Consider the following 24,372-nt stretch of genomic DNA (forward strand, 5'->3'; position numbering starts at 1 on the left):
TAATGGCTTATCATCTAAATTTCTAGTCTTTATCTTTGTGAAATTATGATTAATATTCCAAATAACAAAAAACTTATACTCTTTGATGGCGTCTGCAATCTCTGCAATAGCAGTGTATTGTTTGTGATAAAACGCGATAAAAAAAATCAGTTTTTATTTGCGCCTTTAGAAAGTGATATTGGAAGTGAAATCATCAAAAAATTTAACATCGATACAAATAAAACAGATTCGATATTACTTTATAATTCTGAAAAAAATCACTTAACTTATAAATCTACCGCTGCATTATTAGTTGCAAAACAATTGGGATTTCCTCTAAACATATTGTCAGTTTTTTTTGTGATACCTACTTTTATAAGAAATTGGGTGTATGATTTTATTGCGAAAAACCGTTACAAATGGTATGGTAAAAAAGAATCTTGTATGATTCCATCACCAGAACTTAAAGCAAAATTCTTAGCATAATAAAAGCCCTTTCACAACCAATGAAAGGGCTTTTCTAAATTAACAACTTACTTAAAACTAATTTAATCTAAACAAAACTTGTATTTTCAATGCTATATAATAAGGGAAAATTTAGCATTAATTCATAGCACATTATTTTGTTATCGTAAATATATAATCATCTCTAAAACAGACCTAAAAAACTCGTTATAAACCGTTTTATATTTGTTTTAGATGTTAAAAGTGCAAATTCTATCTATTAATTGCAGTTTAAAAACGTACATCTTACTAAATGAAAAGTAAGGTTTACTCGTCTTAACCTCGGAATTTATTGTGGTGAAACGCACACAACTAAATGATTTTAAAAAGACCACATTTATCGGCAATAATAAAGTCATTCAAAAAGCATTTGAAATTGAAATAAAGAACAACAAGCAAACAGCGATTCAATTAACCCTTCTCGATCGTATTCCTAAAAGTCAAAACAAAGCCATTAAAATTGATGATATTGAAACTAGAAATTCAACTTATAATAAAGAAAAAGGTGTAATGACTTGGGTTATTAATTTAAAATCAGGACAAACTGACAAGTTGAAACATGCTTACACCGTTAAATTTCCTAAAGGAAAACGTGTTAACTTATAGTTTCCATTTTAATTGTAACTCAGACCAATCATTTTTTATCGATTGGCTGAGTTTTTCAATTCAAAAAAACAAAAACAGTTTAATTTAATTTGAATAAAAGTGCTTTAAAATTTAGTGTCTCATAAAAAGAATAATCATTTTCGTTAATATCGCCTTATTCGCTATATTGCAATAGAAAACCAAAGCCACTTGCTTCAATGAGTACATCGCTATCACCATTTACCAAAGCACAACTATTACCTCAAGAAGAAACCCTAGAAATTCTGAAAAAAAAAGGAGAACTTTTTATTGGTATTCCTAAAGAAGCGCACTTCCAAGAACGTCGTGTCTGCTTAACACCAGATGCCGTTTCTGCTTTAACGGCTAATGGTCATCGTGTACTGTTTGAGTCTGGTGCAGGTGAAGGAGCCAATTTTAAAGATAAAACTTATAGCGAAGCAGGTGCTGAAGTCACTAAGGATACTGCAAAAGTGTACTCCTGCCCTATTATTTTAAAGGTAGAGCCACCCTCTTTAGACGAAATTAAACTTATAAATCCACAGACCCTTTTAATTTCTGCGCTTCAGATAAAAACACAAGAAAAATCATATTTTGAAGCCTTAGCGAAAAAACGAATTACAGCTCTGGCTTTTGAATATATTAAAGATGACGATGGTGCTTATCCTGCCGTAAGTTCATTAAGCGAAATTGCAGGTACAGCCTCCATATTAATTGCTTCAGAATTATTATCTAATGTCAATGGTGGCAACGGTTTAATGATGGGCAATATTAATGGTGTTCCACCGACAGAAGTCGTGATTTTAGGAGCTGGCACTGTGGGAGAGTTTGCGGCTCGCTCTGCTATTGGTTTAGGTGCAAATGTAAAAGTATTTGATAGTTCAATCACGAAATTACGTCGGATGCAAACTAATTTGGGTCGCACTATTTATACCTCAACTATGCAACCTAAAAGTCTTTTAAAAGCCTTAAAACGTTGTGATGTAGCCATTGGAGCTGTACGTGGTACCAATCGTGCACCAGTTGTAGTTACAGAAAGTATGGTATGCAATATGAAAGCAGGCTCCGTAGTTATAGACGTCAGCATTGATATGGGAGGTTGCTTTGAAACCAGTGAAGTTACCTCACATAATAAACCTACGTTTGAATATAATGGAGTGATTCATTATTGTGTTCCAAATATTCCTGCACGTTACTCCAGAACAGCTTCGGTATCTATAAGTAATATCTTTACTCCTTATTTATTAGAAATCGGAGAATACGGAGGCATAGAAAATGCGCTTCGATTTGACCGTGGTTTAAAAAATGGATTGTATTTTTACCACGGCATTTTAACTAATAAATCCGTTGCAGAATGGTTCAATTTAGATTATAACGATGCCAATTTATTAATTTTCTAGTACTGAACTTGTTTCAGTATCTGTTCACTTCATTAAATTTATATGAAATTTGTACATCGTTTAGGTTATTATCTTGGTGGGTTTGCTATTGGTTTACTGCTCCTTATGTTCTTTTTAAACGGTAAAGATGCATCTTGCGATTATAGCCCAAATGCCAGAACAACAAAAAATATTAGTTCTAAACCTATTGCTTATTCAACTAAAGCAAGCAGTTTCATTATGCAACAAGAGCTAGATTCAACAACCATAACTAACTTAGTAAAGTTTGGCAGTGTCGATTTTTCAAAGAGTAAAACCAAAATGGACTCTTGTAAAGTATACTTCATTGAAAACACTTATAAAACGTGTGATCTGGAGTTGAAAATTAAAAATTGCGATTCTATAGCGACGCTCCTCGATATTAATTACACAAACATCTAATAAATTGAAATTCTTCTATTTATAATTTAGAAGTTTCATTCTAAATTTTAATATTTGAAATCATTTAAAAAAAGTAAAACGAAATTATTATGAAAATATTAGTAACAGGTGCAGCAGGATTTATAGGATTCTATGTTTCTAAAATTCTACTATCCAAAGGACATCAAGTTGTTGGCTTGGATAATATCAATGATTACTATGATGTTAATTTAAAATATGCACGCTTAAATGAATTAGGAATTTCAGAATCTGAGGCTTCGAAATTTGATATACTTTGCAATAGTAGCTCGAGTAATTTTACATTTGTTAGAATGAATCTCGAAAATCGTGATGAACTTCCAAAGTTATTCAAAAATGAACAATTTGATATTGTTTGTAATCTAGCCGCTCAGGCAGGTGTAAGATATAGTTTAGAAAACCCTGAAACATATGTAGATTCTAATCTAGTAGGCTTTTTAAACATTTTAGAATGTTGTAGAAATAATGATATTAAACATTTGGTGTATGCTAGTAGTTCTAGTGTTTATGGTATGAATAAAAAAATACCATTCTCAACAGACGATAATGTAGATCATCCTATTAGTTTGTATGCAGCGACTAAGAAAAGTAATGAACTTATGGCGCATACTTATAGCCATTTATTTAATATTCCGACAACCGGGTTACGATTCTTTACCGTTTACGGACCTTGGGGACGACCAGATATGGCCATGTTTTTATTTACAGATGCCATTGTAAATGACAGACCCATAAAAGTATTTAACCATGGGAATATGGAACGCGACTTTACGTATATCGATGATATTGTAGAGGGGGTTGTACGTATTATTGAAAAATCAACGGAAAAGCGCATAGAAGATAAAAACCTTTATAAGGTTTACAATATTGGAAACAACAACTCCGTAAAATTATTAGACTTTATTAAAGAAATAGAGGTTAATTTAGATAAAGTTGCTACTAAAAATATGATGGACATGCAACCTGGTGATGTGGAACGTACCTGGGCAGATGTTGATGAATTGATAAAGGATTACGATTATAGTCCCAATACTTCAATAAAACATGGAGTAAAATCTTTTATAGACTGGTTTAAAGGCTATTACAATTAATAAACAACCATTAAACGATATATCTGGTCGATTAATTTAATGTGGTGAAGTTCATCGTAAAAAAATGTCGTTAATATAGAAATTTAGAAGACTACAATAATTTAATTGAAATTTGCAGTCATTAAGGAATTCACCCGAATCTAATAAACTTAAAATTATGAAAATTACAAACATTTGTTGTATTGGTGCTGGCTATGTCGGTGGCCCAACCATGGCAGTAATAGCAAAGAAAAATCCTCATATTAACGTCACTATTGTAGACATTAACCAAGATCGTATTGACGCTTGGAATGATGCTGATGTATCTAAATTGCCTATTTACGAACCAGGATTAGCAGAAATAGTTGCTGAAACTAGAGGAAAAAACTTATTCTTCTCTACAGAAATTGACAAAGCGATTAAAGCATCTGAGATGATTTTTATTTCAGTAAATACTCCTACCAAGACCTATGGAAAAGGTAAAGGTATGGCTGCTGATTTAAAATATGTTGAGCTTTGTGCTAGAAATATTGCACAAGTAGCAACAACGGATAAAATTGTGGTTGAAAAATCTACATTACCAGTAAGAACGGCACAAGCTATTAAAAGCATTTTGCATAACACTGGCAGTGATGTTAAGTTTGACATCTTATCTAATCCTGAATTTTTAGCTGAAGGGACTGCTGTACAAGATTTATTAAATCCAGATCGTGTTCTAATTGGTGGAGAATCAGAAGATGCAATTGAGAGTTTAGCAAGTGTTTACGGAAGTTGGGTATCTCAAGATCGTATTTTAAGAACTAATGTTTGGTCTTCAGAATTATCGAAGTTAACTGCAAATGCATTTTTAGCGCAACGTATCTCTTCAATTAATGCTATTTCAGAATTGTGCGAGCATACAGAAGCCGATGTTAACGAAGTTGCTAAGGCTATAGGTATGGACTCTAGAATTGGATCAAAATTTTTAAATGCGTCAATTGGTTTTGGAGGTTCTTGTTTTCAAAAAGATATTTTAAACTTGGTCTACATTGCCAGAAGTTATGGACTTAATGCCGTAGCTGACTATTGGGAACAAGTGATTATTTTAAACGACCATCAAAAACGTCGTTTTTCAGACAACCTTATCAGTACGTTATACAACACTGTTTCGGGTAAAAAAATTGCAATGCTTGGATGGGCTTTCAAGAAAGACACTAATGATACTAGAGAATCGGCAGCTATTTATGTTGCAGATCATTTATTAAGTGAGCAGGCTCACATTGCTGTCTTTGACCCAAAAGTATCCGAAACAAAAACGCAAGCAGACCTCAATTATCTTAATACTAGAACTGAAGAAGAAAACCAAGCATTAGTCACTACATTTTCAGATCCTTATGAGGCTGCCAAAGATGCTCATGCTATAACAATTATGACAGAATGGGATGAGTTTAAAACTTACGATTGGAAAAAAATATATACTAATATGAAAAAGCCTGCATTTATTTTTGATGGTAGAAACATATTAGACAAAACTGAAATGGAAGCTATTGGTTTTGAATATTCTTCGATAGGAAAGTAAATTACTAGGGTTTTTTTAATCTATATATTTTAGAAAAACCCTGATTTTTTTATTAAATCTGATATATTGAAAAACACGAGTAGCAATGAAAGGCAATATTCTAAAATTAGTATTAGTCCTTATTACCTTGTTGTTAGGCGTTATTCTAGGAATATATTTAAGGCATAATGATTCAATTTGGACCTCGATTAGCACACCTGTTTTAAATTCGCATCAATCGCTTTTTAAGACTAATAAGCGAAAATGGGGAGACCAATTTAAAATTGTAAATATTAAATCGAGCCAAGATTCAACATATCAAAAATCATACATTTATAACTCTAAATCCGAAGAATCACAACCTTTAATTGTCAGTCTACACACTTGGAGTGGCGATTTCTCTCAGTATGATCCTATTGCCCAACTGTGTTTAAAAAACGATTTAAACTATATTCATCCAAACTTTCGTGGCCCAAATAACACCATTAGTGCTTGTGCTAGTGACTTAGTTATTGCAGATATTGATGACTCCATTAGTTATGCTAAATCACATTTTAATGTAGATAACTCAAATATATATGTAATTGGATTTAGTGGAGGAGGTTATGCTACGTTAAGTAGTTTCATGAAATCCAAGCATAAGATTAAAGCTTATTCGGCTTGGGCATCAATTTCGGACTTGGTGGCTTGGTATAAGCAAAGTAATCTTAGAGGAGAGAATTATAAAGAGGATATTCTAGCATGCACAGGATCTCTTGATAAATTGAATGTTGAACGGGCTAAAGAAAGATCACCAATTTATTGGGATACACCGATTGAAAAACTAGATAATCAAAAATTATATATTTATGCAGGTATATATGATGGTATCCAAGGAAGTGTACCAATAACACAATCAATAAACTTTTATAATAAAATATTGAGTGATTTAGCAGTAAAAGATGCATCCAAATATGTATCAGATTTAGAAAAAATGAAATTACTTGAACAAAGAGAAGCTCTCGGTAATTTCGGTCACATCAATAATAGAGCTATTTGCTTGAAAAAAGAACAGAACAATGTTCGCCTAACAGTCTTTAAAGGTAACCATGAAATATTAACAGAATTTGCTTTTAATGATTTACTAGAAAAAAATGACATTAATTGAAACATTATTTACACTGATTATCAATAAAATCAGCACAAAAATTCATTTCATTGAAGCATATCGATGTTTTTTTCCTATTAGCTTAAAAACAATTCATTATTAAAGTCTTTTTTACATATTTGAAATCTAAATCTACACATTAACTAATGAGTACTACTCTAGTCAAAACAGAAAGGCTATATCATCTTGATCTGATAAGATTTTTAGCCGCCTTATATGTTGTTTTTTACCATTATTGTTTTAGAGGCTTTGCCAAGGATAATTATTCAATTTTAGAGTTTGAACCTTTAGAAAGTTTTTCTAAATACGGTTATCTTGGTGTCGAGTTATTCTTTATGATTAGTGGTTTTGTAATTCTAATGTCTGCAAAAAACTCTAATCTTATTGACTTTTGTATTTCACGCTTTACAAGGTTATATCCAGCCTTTTGGTTTTGCGTCTTATTAACTGCTACAATTATACTTTTATATGGTGCGCCACTATTTAGTGTTAATTTAAAGCAAGTATTAATCAATTTAACCATGTTTAATGGCTTTGTTGGTGTGGAACATGTAGACGGTGTCTATTGGTCTTTAGTTGTAGAATTAAAATTTTATATTCTTATTGGTTTACTACTTTTTTTTAGACTTATAAAATATATTAAAATTTTTGCTTGGCTTTTGTTATTAGTAACAGTATTGCAAATTATTCTGCCATTGTCAGAAGCTCCAACTTTTATGAAAATCATATACTTAGTATGTTTTGCCAGTAAGAGCCCCTATTTTGTTGCTGGCATGTTTTTTTTCTTATTTAAAACTGAAAAAAACATAATCAAAAATATTTTGCCAATTATTGCTTCATATGCATTAGCTATTTATTTAATGTCTAAAGATATTTTTGAACGTAACTTAAAATATGATAATGCTTACGATATAAATGTTGTTTATATATTAATTACGCTTTTCTTTGTACTTATGTTTTTAGTAAGCAGTAATAAATTATCCGTTTTTAACAAAAAGATATTCCTATATTTTGGTGTATTAACATACCCTTTATATCTTATTCATCAAAAAATAGGATATATCATCTTTAATAATTTTGGTGAGTATATAAATAAGTGGGTGCTATTAATTATTGTAATAACGGGTATGTTAGCATTTTCATATCTAATAAATAAATTTATTGAGAAACCTTTAGGAACTTACTTGAGAAAAAAACTTAAGGAAAATAATTTTTTAAATAAACTTAAATCTAATTCTATCTAGGTTATGACGCTTAAAAAAAAGAAAATAGCATTTGTTATTGGAGGTTTAACGCCTGGCGGTGCAGAACGTGTTATAACAAATTTAAGTAATAGTTTATTAGAAGATTTTGATGTTACAATCATTACTTTTATTGAGTCAGATCCGTTTTATACTTTACATGAATCAGTTAAGGTGATATCTTGTTTTAAAGAATTACGAAGATCAACATCTATTATTGATTCATTAAAACTAAATTATATAATTCTTAAAAAAGTAAGTGAAATTACAAAACAAGAGAAGATCGATTTGCTTATTGGTTTTATCACACAAGCCAATGTGAAAGCTGTGTTAGCAGCAAAAATGAATAAAATCCCCTGTTTAATAAGTGAACGTAATGATCCCTTAAAGAGTGATATTCCAAAATTGTGGGTAATACTCCGAAAATATATCTATCCAAAAGCCAATTGTTTAATTGTACAAACTGAAAAAGTAAAGCAACTCTATGGAAGTATGATTAAAACAAAGGAAATGGTAGTTTTACCTAATCCTATATCCACAGAATTTTCCCAACTTAGGAAACCTTACACTACTAATAGGGAAAACATTATATTATCTGTTGGTACTTTTAATGACGACAAAAGGCAAGAGAGAATTATTCAGGCCTTTAATGAGCTACAATTAGATGACTGGGAATTATTACTAGTTGGTGATGGACCTAACAAATCTAAACTCGAAAAATTAATTAAAGAGTTGAAGTTGTCACATAAAGTTAAATTGATATCTAAAGTAAAGAACGTACAAGATTATTACAATAAAGCTTCAATTTTTGCATTTTCCTCAAAGGCAGAAGGTTTTCCTAATGTTTTATTGGAAGCTATGCACTTTGGATTGCCGTCGATATCTACTGATTGTAATTATGGACCTTCTGAGTTAATTAATGATGGAGAAAATGGCTTTTTAGTCCCTGTAGACGACCAAGATATATTTGTTGAAAAATTAGGTGAATTGGTTAAAAGTGATGAATTACAAATGTCATTTTCAAATAAATCTAAAGAAACAACTAAAAATTTTCTTGACACTTATGTCAGTTCTAGCTGGAAAAATTTAATTTTAAGACATTTACGTTAAATGAAAAAATTCTTAAAGCAAATTGTTTTTGGGGTATTTATCTTTGTATTAATCAATTTGATAATACTGGTTATTTATGAATATCCTGCATATAAAGCCATTAAAAATAAGACACACAAAAACTATTTAAAATGGAACGATATTCATACCAATAAAAACAAATACGATTTAGTTATACTTGGATCAAGTAGATCATATACCGCATTTAACCCAGAGATAATAGACAAATATTTAAACCTAAAATCTTATAACATGGGGACTTCGGCTCAAGATATTGCTGAATCTTATTATTCTTTAAAAGAAATTTTAGATTATCAAAATCCAAAATATGTGGTCTTAGAATTCTACTTTGAAACTTCAGATAATAGTCATGATTTTTATCAAATCTTTTCTAATGCTTCATTTTTTAATTCAACAAAACATAAATTTGATTTAATCACTGACGGCTACGGAGAAAAAGGTGTTAGGAATTATATTTTACCATTGTTGAAATTCAATAATTACATAAAGCAAGATTTCGTAGCGTTACTATCTAATAAAAGCGAAAAAAGAAAATCCGATAAATGGATTAAAGGATATTTGTATGATACAACTACGGTAACAGCTAATAAAATAAAATCTTTTGACCCAATAGGTAATTTAGAAACTACATCCTTCAATGAAGAAAGATTTGTAAATTTTTTTTCAAAAATTGAAGACCTTGCAGCAGCCAATAATATCAAATTAATTTATATAAGAACACCTTATCCTCCATCTCGAGTTGCCAAAACAATAAAAACTGATGAGAGCGATTATTATAATAAATTTTCAAGTGAAAAGCAGATACCGTACTATGATTTTAATAGTTACAAAGACTATAAATATTTAGATACGGATTTTACTGATTATCACCATTTGAATTATAGAGGTGCTGAAAAGGCTAGTAAACAACTAATTGAAACCATTAAAGAAAACTAGATCCTATGCTTTTTAATTCAATAGAATTTTTTCTGTTTTTGCCTATAGTTTTTGCGCTGTACTGGCTTATTGGTAGTAATCGGATTAAAAGCCAAAATGTTTTAATTGCTATATCTAGTTACGTTTTTTATGGTTGGTGGGATTGGCGCTTCTTATTTTTAATATTATTTAGCTCTGTGGTAGATTATACCATGGGTATATTATTAAATTCTGCCAAAAATCAATCTAGACGTAAACTTTATCTGTGGATTAGTATTTGTGTTAATCTTGGCTTTTTAGGATTCTTTAAATACTATAATTTTTTTATCAATAGCTTGGTAGACTCTTTCACCTTTTTTGGTGAAAAACTTAGTATTAATACGCTTAATATTATTTTACCAGTAGGTATTAGCTTTTATACCTTCCAAACTTTAAGTTATACTATTGATGTATATCGAAAAAAATTAGAACCAACTAAAGACTTTATTGGATTCATGGCTTTTGTTAGTTTTTTCCCTCAATTAGTTGCAGGTCCTATTGAAAGAGCGACTAATTTATTACCACAATTTCATAAAAAACGTAAATTTATATATAGTAATTCTGTAGATGGATTGCGCCAAGTACTTTGGGGACTATTTAAAAAAGTGGTCATTGCTGATAACTGCGCAAAGTATGCCAATATCATCTTTAATAATTATGAAGACTACTCTGGTAGTACATTAATGCTGGGTGCATTTTTCTTTGCGTTTCAAATCTATGGTGATTTTTCAGGTTACTCTGATATTGCAATTGGTATCTCTAGATTATTTGGTTTTGATTTAAAACGAAACTTTGCATTTCCATATTTCTCTCGAGATATAGCTGAATTTTGGAGACGATGGCACATTTCTTTATCTACATGGTTTAGAGATTACCTCTATATTCCTCTAGGTGGTAGTAGAGGTGGTTTAAAAATGAAGATTAGAAATACGTTTATAATTTTTATTGTCAGTGGCTTCTGGCATGGTGCTAATTGGACTTTTGTAGTTTGGGGAGCTTTAAATGCAATCTATTTTTTGCCTTTACTACTTCTTAATAAAAATAGAGTTAATACAGATATAGTAGCGCAAGGCAAGTATCTACCGAGCCTAAGAGAACTTTGGCAAATGAGCACTACCTTTTTTATAACACTAATTGCATGGGTATTCTTTAGAGCTGATAATGTTACTCATGCCTTCTTGTATTTAAAGAATACATTTACGAGTTCTTTATTTTCGAAAACTGAAATATTTCCGAGTTCTATACTAGCCTTAGTAGCATTTTTTCTTTGTATTGAATGGTTAGGTAGGTCAGGTGAATATGCAATTAACAAAATAGATACTATTAACAAACCCTTACGATGGTCGTTTTATTTTTTAATAATTATTTTGATTTTCAGTTTTACGGGAGAACAACAAGCATTTATATATTTTCAATTTTAATATAATCTAAAATGATCAATAGAAACTAAAATGAAAATTTTAAAATATATAACTTTTGGTTTAGTCATATTAAATATACCATCAATTTCGTTATCTGCATATGGAGGTACAGTAGGAGGACTTATGAGTTATGCGACTATTGTATTATTGGCATTGTATTATTTTTTGGAAAAGAAAACAACACCCAATTGGTGGCTAATTATTATTTCTATTTTATTTTTTATGATTGGTGGTTTTAACTATACAGGAGAAACCGTTCAATTCATTATGGATACAATAAAATATTTTATTTATCTTATAAGTGCATATGAATTGGCTAAACATATCAGCACAGGAGAGTATAATTTTTTTTTATTAATAGGTTCCTTAACAATTGCACTAGAGGCTATATTATTTACTAGTGAATTTGGTAGATATAGTGGATTTTATTTAGCACCAAATGAAGCTGGTTTTATCTGTATCATAGGTTATGCTTCTACCTATGGATTAAAAAACAAAGTGTTTAAACTATCAGGGCAATTCATATTTACTTTGGCGGGCTTACTAACTTTTTCAAGAACATTTATTGTTATTTGGCTATTAATTAATGTCATATCCTTAAAAATAAGCTTAAAAAATATTAGAATATTTGGTCTTGGATTTCTAATTGTTAGTACGCTATTTTTAATTGACGAAGTTGTAGGTTTAAACAACCCAAGGTTTGAACAACTGAAAAGTTTTGTAAATAATGACAATGCTGTTTCATCTGAAGAACTAAATGAAGATTCAAGATCAGATACTTGGGCGAAGTTTTATGACGAGATTTTAGAATCCCCATTATTAGGAAATGGTTATGGTTCTTTTACTGGTAAACTAGGAAGATTGGGAGCTCACAATACCTTTTTAGCTATACTTGGTGAAGCAGGTATATTACCATTTATACTATTCTTGGTATACATGGGCTACCTCATATATAAAAGCATAGTATACTTTAATAAAAAGCCTAATTTGATTATGCAAATGATAGGGTTGTCTTTATTTCTAATGGCTAATCATAATTTTTTCACATTCTATTACGTTTCATTTGCCGCCATGTGGATACAATATCAAATTACTGCAATTGAAGAACAAGAACTGCAATTAGTAGATTAATAATAATAATAATATAGCAAATAAGTTCTTAGCCGTGCTTAATCCTAATTAATAAAATGACTGGAATATAAAAATTATTACTCTAAAATTCAACAACAATTTTTGTCGGTATTACCTTATATTTACAACCGAAATTCTTTTATAAAAAGTTTATCAGAATTTTAAATCAAAGTGTGACTAAATTGATATTTCTTGTAAAAAGAAAACTTATAACTAACATTATTTGACAATAAGTTTCTCAATAATATCTTTTTCTTCCCCTATAAGTTTTATAAAGTACACACCAGATTGAAGCGAACTAATATCAATCTGTTGTGTTGCACTGAGACTAACATTCTCGTTGGATACTTGAACACGCTTTATTAACTTCCCTGTAACTTCGTAAATATGTACATCTGATACTTCAAATACACCTGAATATTTAATATTTAATATATCCGAAGCAGGATTTGGATATATATCAAAATCAAAATCTCTTGGTATACCTATAGGATTAATAACTGTTTGTCCTTCACAATTATTCTCTATTTCCACAGTCACAGTTGCTTCATCAAAATCTAAAGGATTAAATACAGTTACCGTATAATCTGTGGTTTCACTTGGGGAGACTTGAATAGATTGCGTCGTTTCGCCCGTACTCCAAACATATTCATCTCCACCAGTAGCTGTTAATGTAGTTACATCGTCTAAGCAGATAATTACATCTTCACCTGCATAAGCCTCTACTGGTTCATATACATTTATCACTACCGCTTTTTCGTCAAAGCATTCTCCTATAAAACCTGTTACTTCATAAACCGTAGTTACGGATGGACTTACAGCAATGTTAGGTTGTGTTGCTCCATTATCCCATTGGTATGAATTTGCACCAGATGCAGACAATGTAACGAAGTCGCCACTTAATATATCTATACTATCGCCATTTGAGATTACTACTTCTGGGCTTGGATCTACATATACTATGACATCGTCATTATCTTCTTGTCCATTATTGGTGACTGTAACAGTATAAGAGGCCGTAGATAATGGACTAACGGTAATACTCTGTGTTGTTTCACCTGTGCTCCATAAGTAACTATCTCCATCGTTTGCGGTTAAAACTACTTCAGTAGTTTGATTATCACAAACACGCTCATCAACACCTGCTGATGCAATAAATAAAGGTTCTACAATTACCGTAATTTGTACGGTTTCACTACTACATCCATTTGTAATTCCTGTTACGGAATATGTCGTCGTGACTGATGGAGTTACTAAAATAGTATTTGACGTCTCACCTGTATTCCATATATAGTTTTGCGCTCCGTTTACACTTAAAGTTGTGCTTTCACCTTCAATTATAGTGATATTGTCACTTACATTAATAACAGGTAAGGGATTAACCGTAACTGTAACGCTATCCGAATCTGAATTACCATATTCATCAAAGGCAGTAACAGTGTAAATTGTAGTCTCATTTGGAATAAAAGTTCTTGTAGCGCTGGTTCCACCGTTATCCCAAGCATAAGTTACACCACCAGATGCATTTAAAGTAACAATTTCACCTAAACAAATTGAAACATCTGGTCCTGCATCAGCAATCACTTGTGGTATAACTGTTACCGTTACTTCCTCTTGGGTTTCGCAACCATTTTCAGAAAAACCAGTAACATTGTATGTTATTGTTTCTGTTGGACTGACACTAATAACATTTGTTGTTTCACCTGTAGACCAAAGGTAACTTGCAGCACCATTGACAGCGAGTTCGGTTGTTTCACCTTCAATAATCATTATATTTTCACTAACTGTGAGTGTTGGCAAATCATTGACTGTAATTAAAATACTATCCGTATCAGAATTTCCAAAATTATCAGATACGGTAACTGTATATTCTGAAGTTTCTGTAGGATTCAAAGTAATTGAAGGACTTGTTTCACCTGTACTCCATACATAATTTTGAGAACCCAATGCAGTTAAAGTAATACTCTCACCTAAACAAATTGAAACATCTGGTCCTGCATCAGCAATCACTTGTGGTATAACTGTTATAGTTACTTCCTCTTGGGTTTCGCAACCATTTTCAGAAAAACCAGTAACACTATATGTTATTGTTTCGGTTGGACTGACACTAATAACATTTGTTGTTTCACCTGTAGACCAAAGGTAACTTGCAGCACCATTGACAGCGAGTTCGGTTGTTTCACCTTCAATAATCATTATATTTTCACTAACTGTGAGTGTTGGCAAATCATTAACTGTAATTATAATACTATCCGTATCAGAATTTCCAAAATTATCAGATACGGTAACTGTATATTCTGAAGTTTCTGTAGGATTCAAAGTAATTGTAGGACTTGTTTCACCTGTACTCCATAGATAATTTTGAGAACCCGATGCTGTTAAAGTAATACTCTCACCAAAACAAATTGAAACATCTGGTCCTGCATCTGCAGACACTTCTGGTACAACCGTAACACTAATGCTTTCAGAGGTTTCACATCCATTTAATGAGAATGCGGTTACACTATATATTGTTGTTTCTGTTGGACTGACTTCTACACTTTGATTAGAATCACCTGTACTCCATAAATAAGAATCGCCACCAGAAACTTCAAGTATAGTTGAATTACCTGTAACTATAACTACATCCTCAGACAATACAAGATTAGGCGTTGGTAAAACTGTAACGCTAATCTCAGCAACATCAGAACAAGAATTGGATATAACTTCAACGGAATAAATGGAATCTTGATTGGGACTTACAGTAATAGAACTTGTTGTTTCTCCAGTATTCCAAAAGTATGTATCGCCACCATTTGCTGTAAGTGTTATAGATTCACCTTCACATATAACTTGATCTTCACTTACATCTGCAACTGGAATTGGATTAACTGTGACTGTAACGTCGTCTGAATCTGAATTACCAAATCCATCAGTAACCGTAACTGTATAAGTTGTAGTTTCACTTGGAGTAACATTAGGATTTGGACCTACATCTCCATTATTCCAAGTAAAGGTAATACCACCAGATCCATTTAAAGTCACACTTTCGCCTAAACAAATAGACACATCATTACCTGCATTAGCACTTAAAATATCAACTACAGTTACGATAATTTCATTGATACTTTCGCAGCCGTTAACACCAGTACTTACAACACTATATGTCGTTGTAACTTCTGGGCTTACAAAAATCTCAGGGGTAGTTTCACCAGTACTCCATTCATAGCTTTCTCCACCATCTACTGTTAATGTAGCTGTATTACCTAACATAACAAATACATCTTCACTCGCAGTTATACTTGGTAATTCATTAACCAAAACAGTAATTTCATCTGAATCTGTAAAGTCATAGTCATCTTCAACTGTAACCGTGTATGTTGTGGTTTCAGTTGGTGAAACCGAAAGTTCAGCACCTGTAGATCCAGTATCCCAAAAGTAAGTGGATCCACCAGATGCTGTGAGCGTAATTGTATCACCAAAACAAATTGAAACATCAACACCTGCATTAGCAATAACCTCAGGTACAACAGTAACTGTAACAGTTTCACTAGTAACACAACCACTAGCAGTGGTCGTTTCAACAGTGTAGATTGTTGTTGCTATTGGTGAAACAGAAATAGATGATGTAACTTCATCTGTGCTCCACAGATAGTTATCACTATCACTTGCTGTTAAAATAGTAGAATCTCCTTCAACTATGACAACATCATTAGTAACAGTTAAGCTTGGAGACGCATTTACAAAAACAATAACTTCGTCAGTACTTGAGCAATTGTTCGAAGTTACTTCTACATTAAATGCTGTATCTTCCGTCGGATTCACTTCTATTGTCGCAGTAGTTTCACCAGTACTCCATAAATAGGTGTCACCACCAGATGCTGTAATGATTATGGTATCGCCTTCACAAATGGTTTGATCTTCACCAGCATCTGCTACTGGGACTTCATTAACCGTTACAACAACACTATCTTCATCCGAATTACCCTCACCGTCAGAGACAATAACCGTGTATATAGTTGTTGTTTCTGGTGTAACCTCAATAGAGGCAGTCGTTTCACCATTATCCCATAAAAAGTTTTCACCATTAGAGGCTGATGCAGTTAAAGTAACCGTTTGACCCACGCAAATCTCTTGATCTTCACCTGCACTAGCTTCAAATGGTTCAGGTAAAACCGTTATCAATGATGAGTTTGAAAAAGCACCATCATTAGATGTAAAAGTAATAACCACTTCTCCGGCTGATATAGAATTTACCAATCCATTTTGATCTACTGAAGCTACCGATGGGTTACTCGACGACCAAATACCACTTTGGTCAGTGGTATTGCTCGGTGAAAAAAAAATCAATAAAGATAAAGCTTCTGGCACAGTTAGCGTATCTGTATCAGGTGTAATTGATACACTTTCAGCTGTAATTAACTCACCATCAACTTGATTAATATACTCTTCTAATAAAGTATAACCAGAAGGTTGTGTTTCATTATGAATACTTGCATTTCCAACGATTCCTCTACTTTCTAAGTATGCTTCTGGAATATGAGCGTTACTTTGATAAAAATTATCAGGTCTAGAATTATTTTCAGTAGGTATTTGAGGCAAAGTTATAGCATAAGAAATATTTGACGAAGTTTGAGTTAAATCCTCAGTAATAGCTTGATTAATTGCTGAACTATCTATCTCATCTCTGTTCTCTGTGACTAACCCATTATTGTCAATGTATTTATAAGCACCAACATACGGCAAAACTTCTGTTTTTAAATTTATATGCGGAAGGATGTTAAGTGTTTCTGGATTGTTATATCCAAAAGGTGTATCTACAAATTGTGACGCAGGTAATGGATCAACTCTTGGCTGGTCAAAATCAGTCCAAGCATGCCCCGAATAACCCGGATCCAAATAATTATCGTTATCGTAAATTAAACCATTGTTTGTTCCAAAATAAGCGGTATTTGCTAAATTAGTACTTCGTCCACCTTTAGAATAATAATTACCAATATGATTAAGCGTATAATCCCAATCATCTATTCTAATTAAACGCGTAATCCAATTATGAACTGCATTATTTATAACATCTAATCTCACTGCACCACCAATTTTACCTGGTGCTCTATGACCGACATTTACAAATAAATTATTTATAATTGAATATTCTTCATTGTGAGTATTATTTGGGGGCGTTGTATCTCCTAAAATAAATCCTAACCCGGAATTAGATACTAAACAATTTTGAATTGTCTTTCCTGTTGTGAGTAGCTCAGAACTATTAGATACGATACTGAAAGTAACTTCAGCACTCTCAACATGACTACCAGATAAATGATCATACATTATATTATTTGCATCTTGTGACTGTAAGCATCCATCTACGTTCCTTGTTGACCTGAACTTAATGTATCTCACTACTACGTCATCTATAGCTACTAAAAATATTTTTCCTCCCGTAATTGTTATTCCACCTTCTGGAGCTGTTTGACCTGCTATTGTTATGCCATCTGCGTAGCCTCCTTCATCTCCCGCTCCATTACTAGCGTATATGTCTGACTGTAAATTAATTATACCACTAACGTCAAACACTATAGTTCTACTCACACTTTTATTAGAAGAATGTGTTAATGCCCATCGAAGGGAGCCAGTTCCACTGTCGTTTAAATTTGTAACATGTACAACTTCACCGCCTCTTCCGCCAGTGGAGTAAGCGCCAGCACCCATGGCTGTTGGAAATGCTAATTGCTGTGCGTTTATATGTACAAAACAATTTAAAATTAAAATTAACAGACAGAATTTTATTTTATTCTGTATGCATCGTAGGCTATTAAAACTCATCTTCATTTTTCTTTGCTTTAATCAATTTTAGGGCATTTGCAATAAAGTAAATAATTTTGGTTTCCTACCTCTAAATACATAATTATTCGATTAAATGATTTAAAAATGTAAGAAAAAACAACCAAAAATATTACTTAGACCAATTAATTATAAATACGCCTAAATTCAACCTTTAGATCTTAGCTCTGTTTATTTAACATTTCTTTAATATTTTATCATAATCATTAGAAATAAATATCAACTAAATTTAAAGAAAATCTCTAAATAAAAATAAACAGTACTATTTACATAAAAAAGACTATTCTCTTTTGGAAATACAAAGCTAAAAATCTGATAATTAAACTTATTAGAAATTTTAACATTGTTATCTTATAGTTATTAACACATAAAGAAAAAGACAACTTAAGTTGAAATAGTATGCAGTCCGATCCGTATTTTAATATTAACAAAACGAAGCTAAATGTATTTTAGACCTGTTTTATTGTAAATTATCATGAAAATTGATAATAATAATTTTCATTTTTTAATATTTGTCTTTCAATAATTTAATATTAAAGTTATTAGTTCTTAGTGATTACTCTGTTTAACCTACAGAAAACAGAGTATGTATCTTGATTAATTATTAGTATATAAAAATAATTCGTGGGTAATTATTGCCTATGAGAATAAACTTAAAATGTCTAGAGTCTCCAAATCTTTAAAAAATGCTAAGGTTGGTGTGTTTTTTTTCACCATATCTATTTTTATTCAATTTTTTTCTAGAAAAATTTTCTTAGATGAACTTGGTGATGACTTTATTGGGCTAGAGTCAACATTAAGAAGTATTCTCGGTTTTTTAAATTTAGCGGAGTTGGGTATTGGAACTGCAATAGGCTTTACCTTGTATAAGCCTCTTTATAACAACAACCAAAAAGAAATAAATAAAATAATAGCCCTACTTGGTGTACTTTATAAAAAAATTGGACTAGGCATATTAGCTGTTGGTTTAATCATATCATTATTCTTCCCGTATATATTTTCTGACACTCAGTTTTCATTGGCTCTTATATATTTTGTGTTCTATACTTTAATGATATCTACACTATTAGCTTATTTTGTCAATTACCATGCTAGTTTATTTGGTGCTGATCAAAAAGGTTATATTATTCAAAAGTACTTTCAAAGCTTTCATATTATCCGAGTATTACTTCAGGTAATTATTGTCTTATATTACAAAAATTTTTTCCTGTACATAATACTAGAGCTAGTGTTTAGCATCATTTATAGTATTGCCCTAAGAAAAAAGATAAAGCAAATTTACCCTTGGCTTATAATTAATTACAATAAAAAAACATCCGTAATTAAGGAATACCCAGAAATAATAAAAAAGGTAAAACAAGTATTCTTTCATAAAATAAGTGAATTTGTAAAAAATGGTACAGACAATCTATTAATCTATGGTTTAATTAATCTTCAAAGTGTAGCACTTTTTGGTAACTATTTTTTGGTATTTTCAAAATTAAATAGTCTTATTATGATGGCATTTGCTGGCACTGGTTCAGCTGTTGGAAATCTAATTGCCGAAGATGATAAGGAAAATGTAAATAAAGTATTTTGGGAATTGATTTCAGTACAATTTTTTATCGCTGGTTTTTTTAGCTTAAGCATCTATTACACAATGGATCAGCTGATTTTATTATGGTTGGGTGAAGAATATGTACTTTCTAAAATAATACTTATTTTATTTATAGCTAATTTCTTTTTGATGCAAGTTACAGCAACTATAAATCGCTTTAAAAATGCTTATGGCTTGTATTCTGATATTTGGGCTGCAATATCAGAAGCAATAATAAATTTGTTGGTTTCTTTTACGCTTGGTAGCATATATGGTATTTCTGGTATTGTAGCCGGTACAGTAAGCAGTCTATTTATAATTGGTGTATTATGGAAACCTTATTATTTATTTAAATATGGCTTTAAAAAGAGCGTTTTTATTTATTGGAAAGGATTAACACCAATAGTTTTAAGCTTAGTATTATCATGTTTATTAATTAATTTTTGTATCAATCATTTTTTAATCATCGATAATGAACTAAGTTTTTTAAGTTGGTTTTTTTATAGTTGTAAAGTAAGTTTTCTAATTGTTGTAATTTATGGCGCACTACTCTACTCTTTTAATAAAAGCTTTAGAGTATTTTGGACACGTATTAAAAACCTAATAAAGAAAACTTTAAAACTAAACTAGATAATTTCAGACTCCATTTAAATTAGCAAACAAATGATAAAAAATAAGACTGATTATATTAATTATCTGGAACGTGATCGGATAGCTCTAGAGATATATAACGATTCAATATCGAGTAAAATAAAAAACTTCCTTTTTCCAAATCCGGTTTGGACTTTTGAAAAACGAATGAGAAAACTAGAATATTACGTTAATTGTAAAAATAAAGGTATTTACAAACTTTATATACTATACATTAAATATCGATATCGAGCAATTTCGGTAAAACTTAATTTCTCTATTCCAATAAATATATTCGGCCCAGGGCTTTCAATAGTGCATTATGGTACTATTATAATTAATTATACCACAAGAATTGGCGCCAACTGTAGAATGCATGCTTGCGTTAACATTGGTGCTTCTGGTGGTGAAATACAAGGTCCTATTTTGGGAGACAATGTATATATTGCACCAGGTGCTAAAATATTTGGTAACATTAGAATCCCAAACAATACAGCTATAGGTGCTAATGCGGTAGTAAATAAATCCTTTGAAGAAGAAAATACAATGATAGCTGGTATACCTGCTAAGGTATTAGGTAATATTGATATAAAAAAATTAATAAGGCATGAGTAATTCAGATAAAAAAACAATGAGAGAAATAATTTCAAATTTCTATAGAAATTCTGACCTAGGCTATCATTTACTAAGGCCCTTTTATAAAGTTTATGAATATGGTATTAGATGTATACCAGATAAACAATTTATAAAATGGTATTTTAAAAGATATATGGGTTACTCTATTGATTTAGACAACCCTAAAACATTAAATGAAAAAATAACTTGGTTAAAATTATATGACAGAAACGATCTACACACCTTAGTAGCAGATAAATACACCGTTAGATCTTATGTTGAAGAAAAAATTGGAAAAGAATACTTAATTCCTCTCATCTATCAAACAAAAAATCCATCTGATTTAATTCCAGAAAATTTTCCAGATTGTAGTTTTATTATTAAAAACAACCATGATAGTGGAGGTTATGAAATTGTAAAAGATAAATCTTTGGTAGATTGGCCTGAGGTTCAAAAAAGATTTAAACGCAGTTTAAAAGATAATTTTTACTATTCAACTAGAGAGTGGCAATATAAAAACATTGAACCGAGAGTTATTGTTGAAGAACTTTTAACTACAGAAGATGGCGAAATTCCTAATGATTATAAATTTCATTGTTTTAATGGAAAATTAGCCTTTGTTCACGTAGATATTGCCCGTTTTGGTGATCGCAGAAGAAATTTATACGATGCCAATTGGAATTTTATTCCTTGCGTCTGGCAATATGAAAATGGTGAGATGGAAGAAAAACCAGAATTATTTGAAAAGATGAAAAGTTTAGCTGAAACTATAGCCAAGGACTTTATTTATTCAAGAGTTGATTTTTATGCAGTAAAAGGGAAAATCTATTTTGGTGAAATTACGTTTCACCATCACTCTGGAACACAGAAATTCAAAACTGAAGGGTGTGATCTTAAATTTGGACAGCTCTTAAATTTAAATAATGAATAATAAAAAAATTAAAATATTCTTTGTTTTACCAACCTTGTTTGCAGGTGGTGCTGAACGCGTTATCACTTTTGTATCTAAAAATTTGGATAAAACAAAATTTGATGTTTCCTTAGTTGTCATCGGATTTGAAAAAGACAGTAAATATGACGTTTCTGGTTTATCAGTCATTTATTTAAACAAAGAACGTGTGTTATCTAGCGTATTCACAATAATAAAATTGTTAGCTAAGCATAAACCCAATATTGTTTTGAGTTCTATATCTCACCTAAACATTATGATGGGCTTAATCTCTAAGCTTTTTCCCAAGATAAAATTTATAGGAAGACACGCAACAATTACCAATGTCGCTTCCAAATACAAAAAGCAAAAAAAGAAATCTTTAATTTCATCTATTATAAATACCGATCAAATAGGCACTAAAAGTCTCGATTATATTATCTGTCAGTCATTAGACATGAAAAACGATTTTCTTCAAATTTATAAGATTAATGAGAAACACATAAAAATTATTCACAATCCAGTAACCCAGATCGATTTTTTAAAACAAGACAACGGACAAATCAATGGAGTTAGGCGATTTATAACGGTCGGAAGAATGACTAAAATAAAAGGTCAAGCCAGACTTTTAGATATTCTAAGCAGACTTACAATTCCTTTTGAGTTTACCATTATTGGCGATGGAGGAAGTAAAGCAGAGATACATAAAAAAATTGAAGACCTTCAACTCACTGACAAAGTTAAGCACATAGAACATTCTGACGATGTGTTTAGCCATTTGATTAAACACGATATGTTTTTGCAAGGGTCATATTCTGAAGGTTTTCCAAATGCCCTATTAGAAAGTTGTGCCGTTGGTTTGCCAGTAGTCGCATTTAACGCACCAGGCGGAACAAGGGAAATCGTTACCAATGGTGTAAATGGTTTCATTGTAGAAAATGAAGATGAATTCTTAAATAAACTTCAAGAAAATAAAGTTTGGAATCCAAAAGAGATTAGAGCATCAGTCTACAAAAAGTTTAATAAGGATAAAATTATAGGTGATTATGAACAGTTATTCTTTGACATTTTAAAATAATTTGTAGTGCTAAATAACTCTAAAAAAAACATATCAATTTTAAGCATAGCTCTAGGTAGTGGTGGCGCAGAAAAAGTAATTAGCTTACTTTTAAAGGTACTAGTAAAAGATTATAATGTACATCTCGTATTGTTATATAAGGAAATTCATTTTCCTATACCAGAAGAAGTTAATGTTACATTTTTATCAAACAAAGCGCCTAACCGACCTTTTTATCTCAAATTTTTTGAAACTATAAAATTCATTTTTGCGTACAACCGTTTTATAAAGCGAAATAACATTAGTGTTTCCATAGCCTTTTTGGCGCTGCCAAATTTAATAAATGGCATTGTGGCTGCTCGAAACAAGAATCTTAAAACTATTATTAGCGAACGCGGTTTCCCTTCAGATAACGTAACAAGTAAATTATCACTTTATATTTCTAAAATATTCTACCCTCTATTTTACAACCGCTGCGATAAACTATTTTCAAATTCTTATCACATTAATAAGGATTTAAAGGATAATTTTGGAATTAAAATTCCGATGGAAGTCATCTATAATCCTATTGAGATCCCTCCTAATACTATTATCTCCGCATCTTTGAATACAAGCGTTGATAAACTAAAAGTAATTACAGCTGGTACGTTAAACAAAAGAAAAAATCAAATTATGGTTATTAAGGCCATAAAAGAATCTTTATTAGCATACGAATTTTCAATTCTTGGAGGTGGTGATTTAAACGACTTTTTAAGCAAGGCAATAACTGATAATCAACTTGAAAACAGTGTCTTTCTTAAAGGAAAAGTAAAAAACGTTAATGAGTATCTGTTAGAAAGTCAATGTTTTGTATTATCGTCGTTTACCGAAGGATTTCCTAATGCATTAATAGAAGCCATGGCTATTGGTTTACCAAGTATATCAACCAACTGTTTATCTGGTCCATTAGAATTACTTAATGAAAATGAGGATGTAACTATTAAAAATGGAGAGTTTTTTATTGCTAAATATGGTCTATTGATTAATAATGATGACCATGTAGGATTAAGTAAAGCGCTAGACTACTTCCATAAAAACCCAGAAGAACGAGAAAAATACAGCAAATTAAGTTTGCAACGCTCCAAAGCATATCAGTTAGATAGTATCTACAAAAAATTTAACCAATTTATACAGAATTAATACAAGAA

General features: G+C 31.1%; 18 protein-coding genes. 17 read left to right on the forward strand and 1 reads right to left on the reverse strand.

What is annotated here, in order from left to right; translation table 11 throughout:
* Positions 1-45 precede the first annotated feature (45 nt).
* The 12 genes from AB8B52_RS08930 to AB8B52_RS08985 all read left to right on the forward strand — a co-directional run bounded on the left by AB8B52_RS08930 (position 46) and on the right by AB8B52_RS08985 (position 12,556).
* Complete coding sequence (locus AB8B52_RS08930; RefSeq protein ID WP_406027259.1) at positions 46-465, forward strand: thiol-disulfide oxidoreductase DCC family protein; 420 nt, start codon at positions 46-48, stop codon at positions 463-465.
* A 315-nt stretch (positions 466-780) separates the two neighbouring features.
* Positions 781-1,089: a DUF4139 domain-containing protein gene (locus AB8B52_RS08935; RefSeq protein ID WP_406027261.1), complete on the forward strand. Its 309-nt coding sequence runs from the start codon at positions 781-783 to the stop codon at positions 1,087-1,089.
* Between the two features lie 197 nt (positions 1,090-1,286).
* Positions 1,287-2,486, forward strand: coding sequence for an alanine dehydrogenase (locus AB8B52_RS08940; RefSeq protein ID WP_406027262.1), 1,200 nt, complete (start codon positions 1,287-1,289; stop codon positions 2,484-2,486).
* Positions 2,487-2,528: 42 nt separating this feature from the next.
* Positions 2,529-2,906, forward strand: coding sequence for a hypothetical protein (locus AB8B52_RS08945; RefSeq protein WP_406027264.1), 378 nt, complete (start codon positions 2,529-2,531; stop codon positions 2,904-2,906).
* Between the two features lie 89 nt (positions 2,907-2,995).
* Positions 2,996-4,015, forward strand: a complete 1,020-nt coding sequence (locus AB8B52_RS08950) for an NAD-dependent epimerase (protein ID WP_406027266.1) — start codon at positions 2,996-2,998, stop codon at positions 4,013-4,015.
* Positions 4,016-4,172: 157 nt separating this feature from the next.
* Complete coding sequence (locus AB8B52_RS08955) at positions 4,173-5,552, forward strand: nucleotide sugar dehydrogenase (RefSeq protein WP_406027268.1); 1,380 nt, start codon at positions 4,173-4,175, stop codon at positions 5,550-5,552.
* Positions 5,553-5,637: 85 nt separating this feature from the next.
* Positions 5,638-6,678, forward strand: coding sequence for an alpha/beta hydrolase family protein (locus AB8B52_RS08960; protein WP_406027269.1), 1,041 nt, complete (start codon positions 5,638-5,640; stop codon positions 6,676-6,678).
* A gap of 146 nt (positions 6,679-6,824) precedes the next feature.
* Positions 6,825-7,922, forward strand: a complete 1,098-nt coding sequence (locus tag AB8B52_RS08965) for an acyltransferase family protein (protein WP_406027271.1) — start codon at positions 6,825-6,827, stop codon at positions 7,920-7,922.
* Positions 7,923-7,925: 3 nt separating this feature from the next.
* Positions 7,926-9,029, forward strand: a complete 1,104-nt coding sequence (locus AB8B52_RS08970) for a glycosyltransferase family 4 protein (RefSeq protein WP_406027273.1) — start codon at positions 7,926-7,928, stop codon at positions 9,027-9,029.
* Positions 9,030-9,986, forward strand: a complete 957-nt coding sequence (locus tag AB8B52_RS08975; protein ID WP_406027275.1) for a hypothetical protein — start codon at positions 9,030-9,032, stop codon at positions 9,984-9,986.
* Between the two features lie 5 nt (positions 9,987-9,991).
* Positions 9,992-11,425 (forward strand): MBOAT family O-acyltransferase, encoded by a 1,434-nt coding sequence (locus AB8B52_RS08980; protein WP_406027277.1) that lies wholly within the window; start codon positions 9,992-9,994, stop codon positions 11,423-11,425.
* 30 nt (positions 11,426-11,455) lie between these two features.
* Positions 11,456-12,556 (forward strand): O-antigen ligase family protein, encoded by a 1,101-nt coding sequence (locus AB8B52_RS08985; RefSeq protein WP_406027279.1) that lies wholly within the window; start codon positions 11,456-11,458, stop codon positions 12,554-12,556.
* A 219-nt stretch (positions 12,557-12,775) separates the two neighbouring features.
* Here the strand turns inward: AB8B52_RS08985 and AB8B52_RS08990 are convergent, their stop codons facing one another.
* A complete protein-coding gene (locus tag AB8B52_RS08990; RefSeq protein WP_406027281.1) occupies positions 12,776-18,367 on the reverse strand; it encodes a T9SS type A sorting domain-containing protein in 5,592 nt (1,863 codons plus the stop codon).
* A gap of 670 nt (positions 18,368-19,037) precedes the next feature.
* Here AB8B52_RS08990 and AB8B52_RS08995 point away from each other — a divergent pair.
* The 5 genes from AB8B52_RS08995 to AB8B52_RS09015 are packed head-to-tail and all read left to right on the forward strand — an operon-like array spanning position 19,038 to position 24,364.
* Positions 19,038-20,585 carry a lipopolysaccharide biosynthesis protein gene (locus tag AB8B52_RS08995; protein WP_406027283.1) on the forward strand — a complete coding sequence of 516 codons (1,548 nt, stop codon included), beginning with the start codon at positions 19,038-19,040 and terminating at the stop codon, positions 20,583-20,585.
* Positions 20,586-20,618: 33 nt separating this feature from the next.
* Positions 20,619-21,200 (forward strand): serine O-acetyltransferase, encoded by a 582-nt coding sequence (locus tag AB8B52_RS09000; protein ID WP_406027285.1) that lies wholly within the window; start codon positions 20,619-20,621, stop codon positions 21,198-21,200.
* Complete coding sequence (locus AB8B52_RS09005) at positions 21,193-22,131, forward strand: ATP-grasp fold amidoligase family protein (RefSeq protein ID WP_406027287.1); 939 nt, start codon at positions 21,193-21,195, stop codon at positions 22,129-22,131. The genes AB8B52_RS09000 and AB8B52_RS09005 overlap by 8 nt, the downstream gene beginning before the upstream one ends.
* Positions 22,124-23,206 (forward strand): glycosyltransferase, encoded by a 1,083-nt coding sequence (locus AB8B52_RS09010; protein ID WP_406027289.1) that lies wholly within the window; start codon positions 22,124-22,126, stop codon positions 23,204-23,206. Before AB8B52_RS09005 ends, AB8B52_RS09010 begins: the two co-directional genes overlap by 8 nt.
* A 6-nt stretch (positions 23,207-23,212) precedes the next feature.
* Positions 23,213-24,364 (forward strand): glycosyltransferase, encoded by a 1,152-nt coding sequence (locus AB8B52_RS09015; RefSeq protein ID WP_406027291.1) that lies wholly within the window; start codon positions 23,213-23,215, stop codon positions 24,362-24,364.
* The last annotated feature ends 8 nt before the right edge of the window (positions 24,365-24,372 follow it).

The sequence above is a fragment of the Winogradskyella sp. genome (assembly GCF_045105575.1).
In the GTDB taxonomy this organism is placed as follows: Bacteria; Bacteroidota; Bacteroidia; order Flavobacteriales; family Flavobacteriaceae; genus Winogradskyella.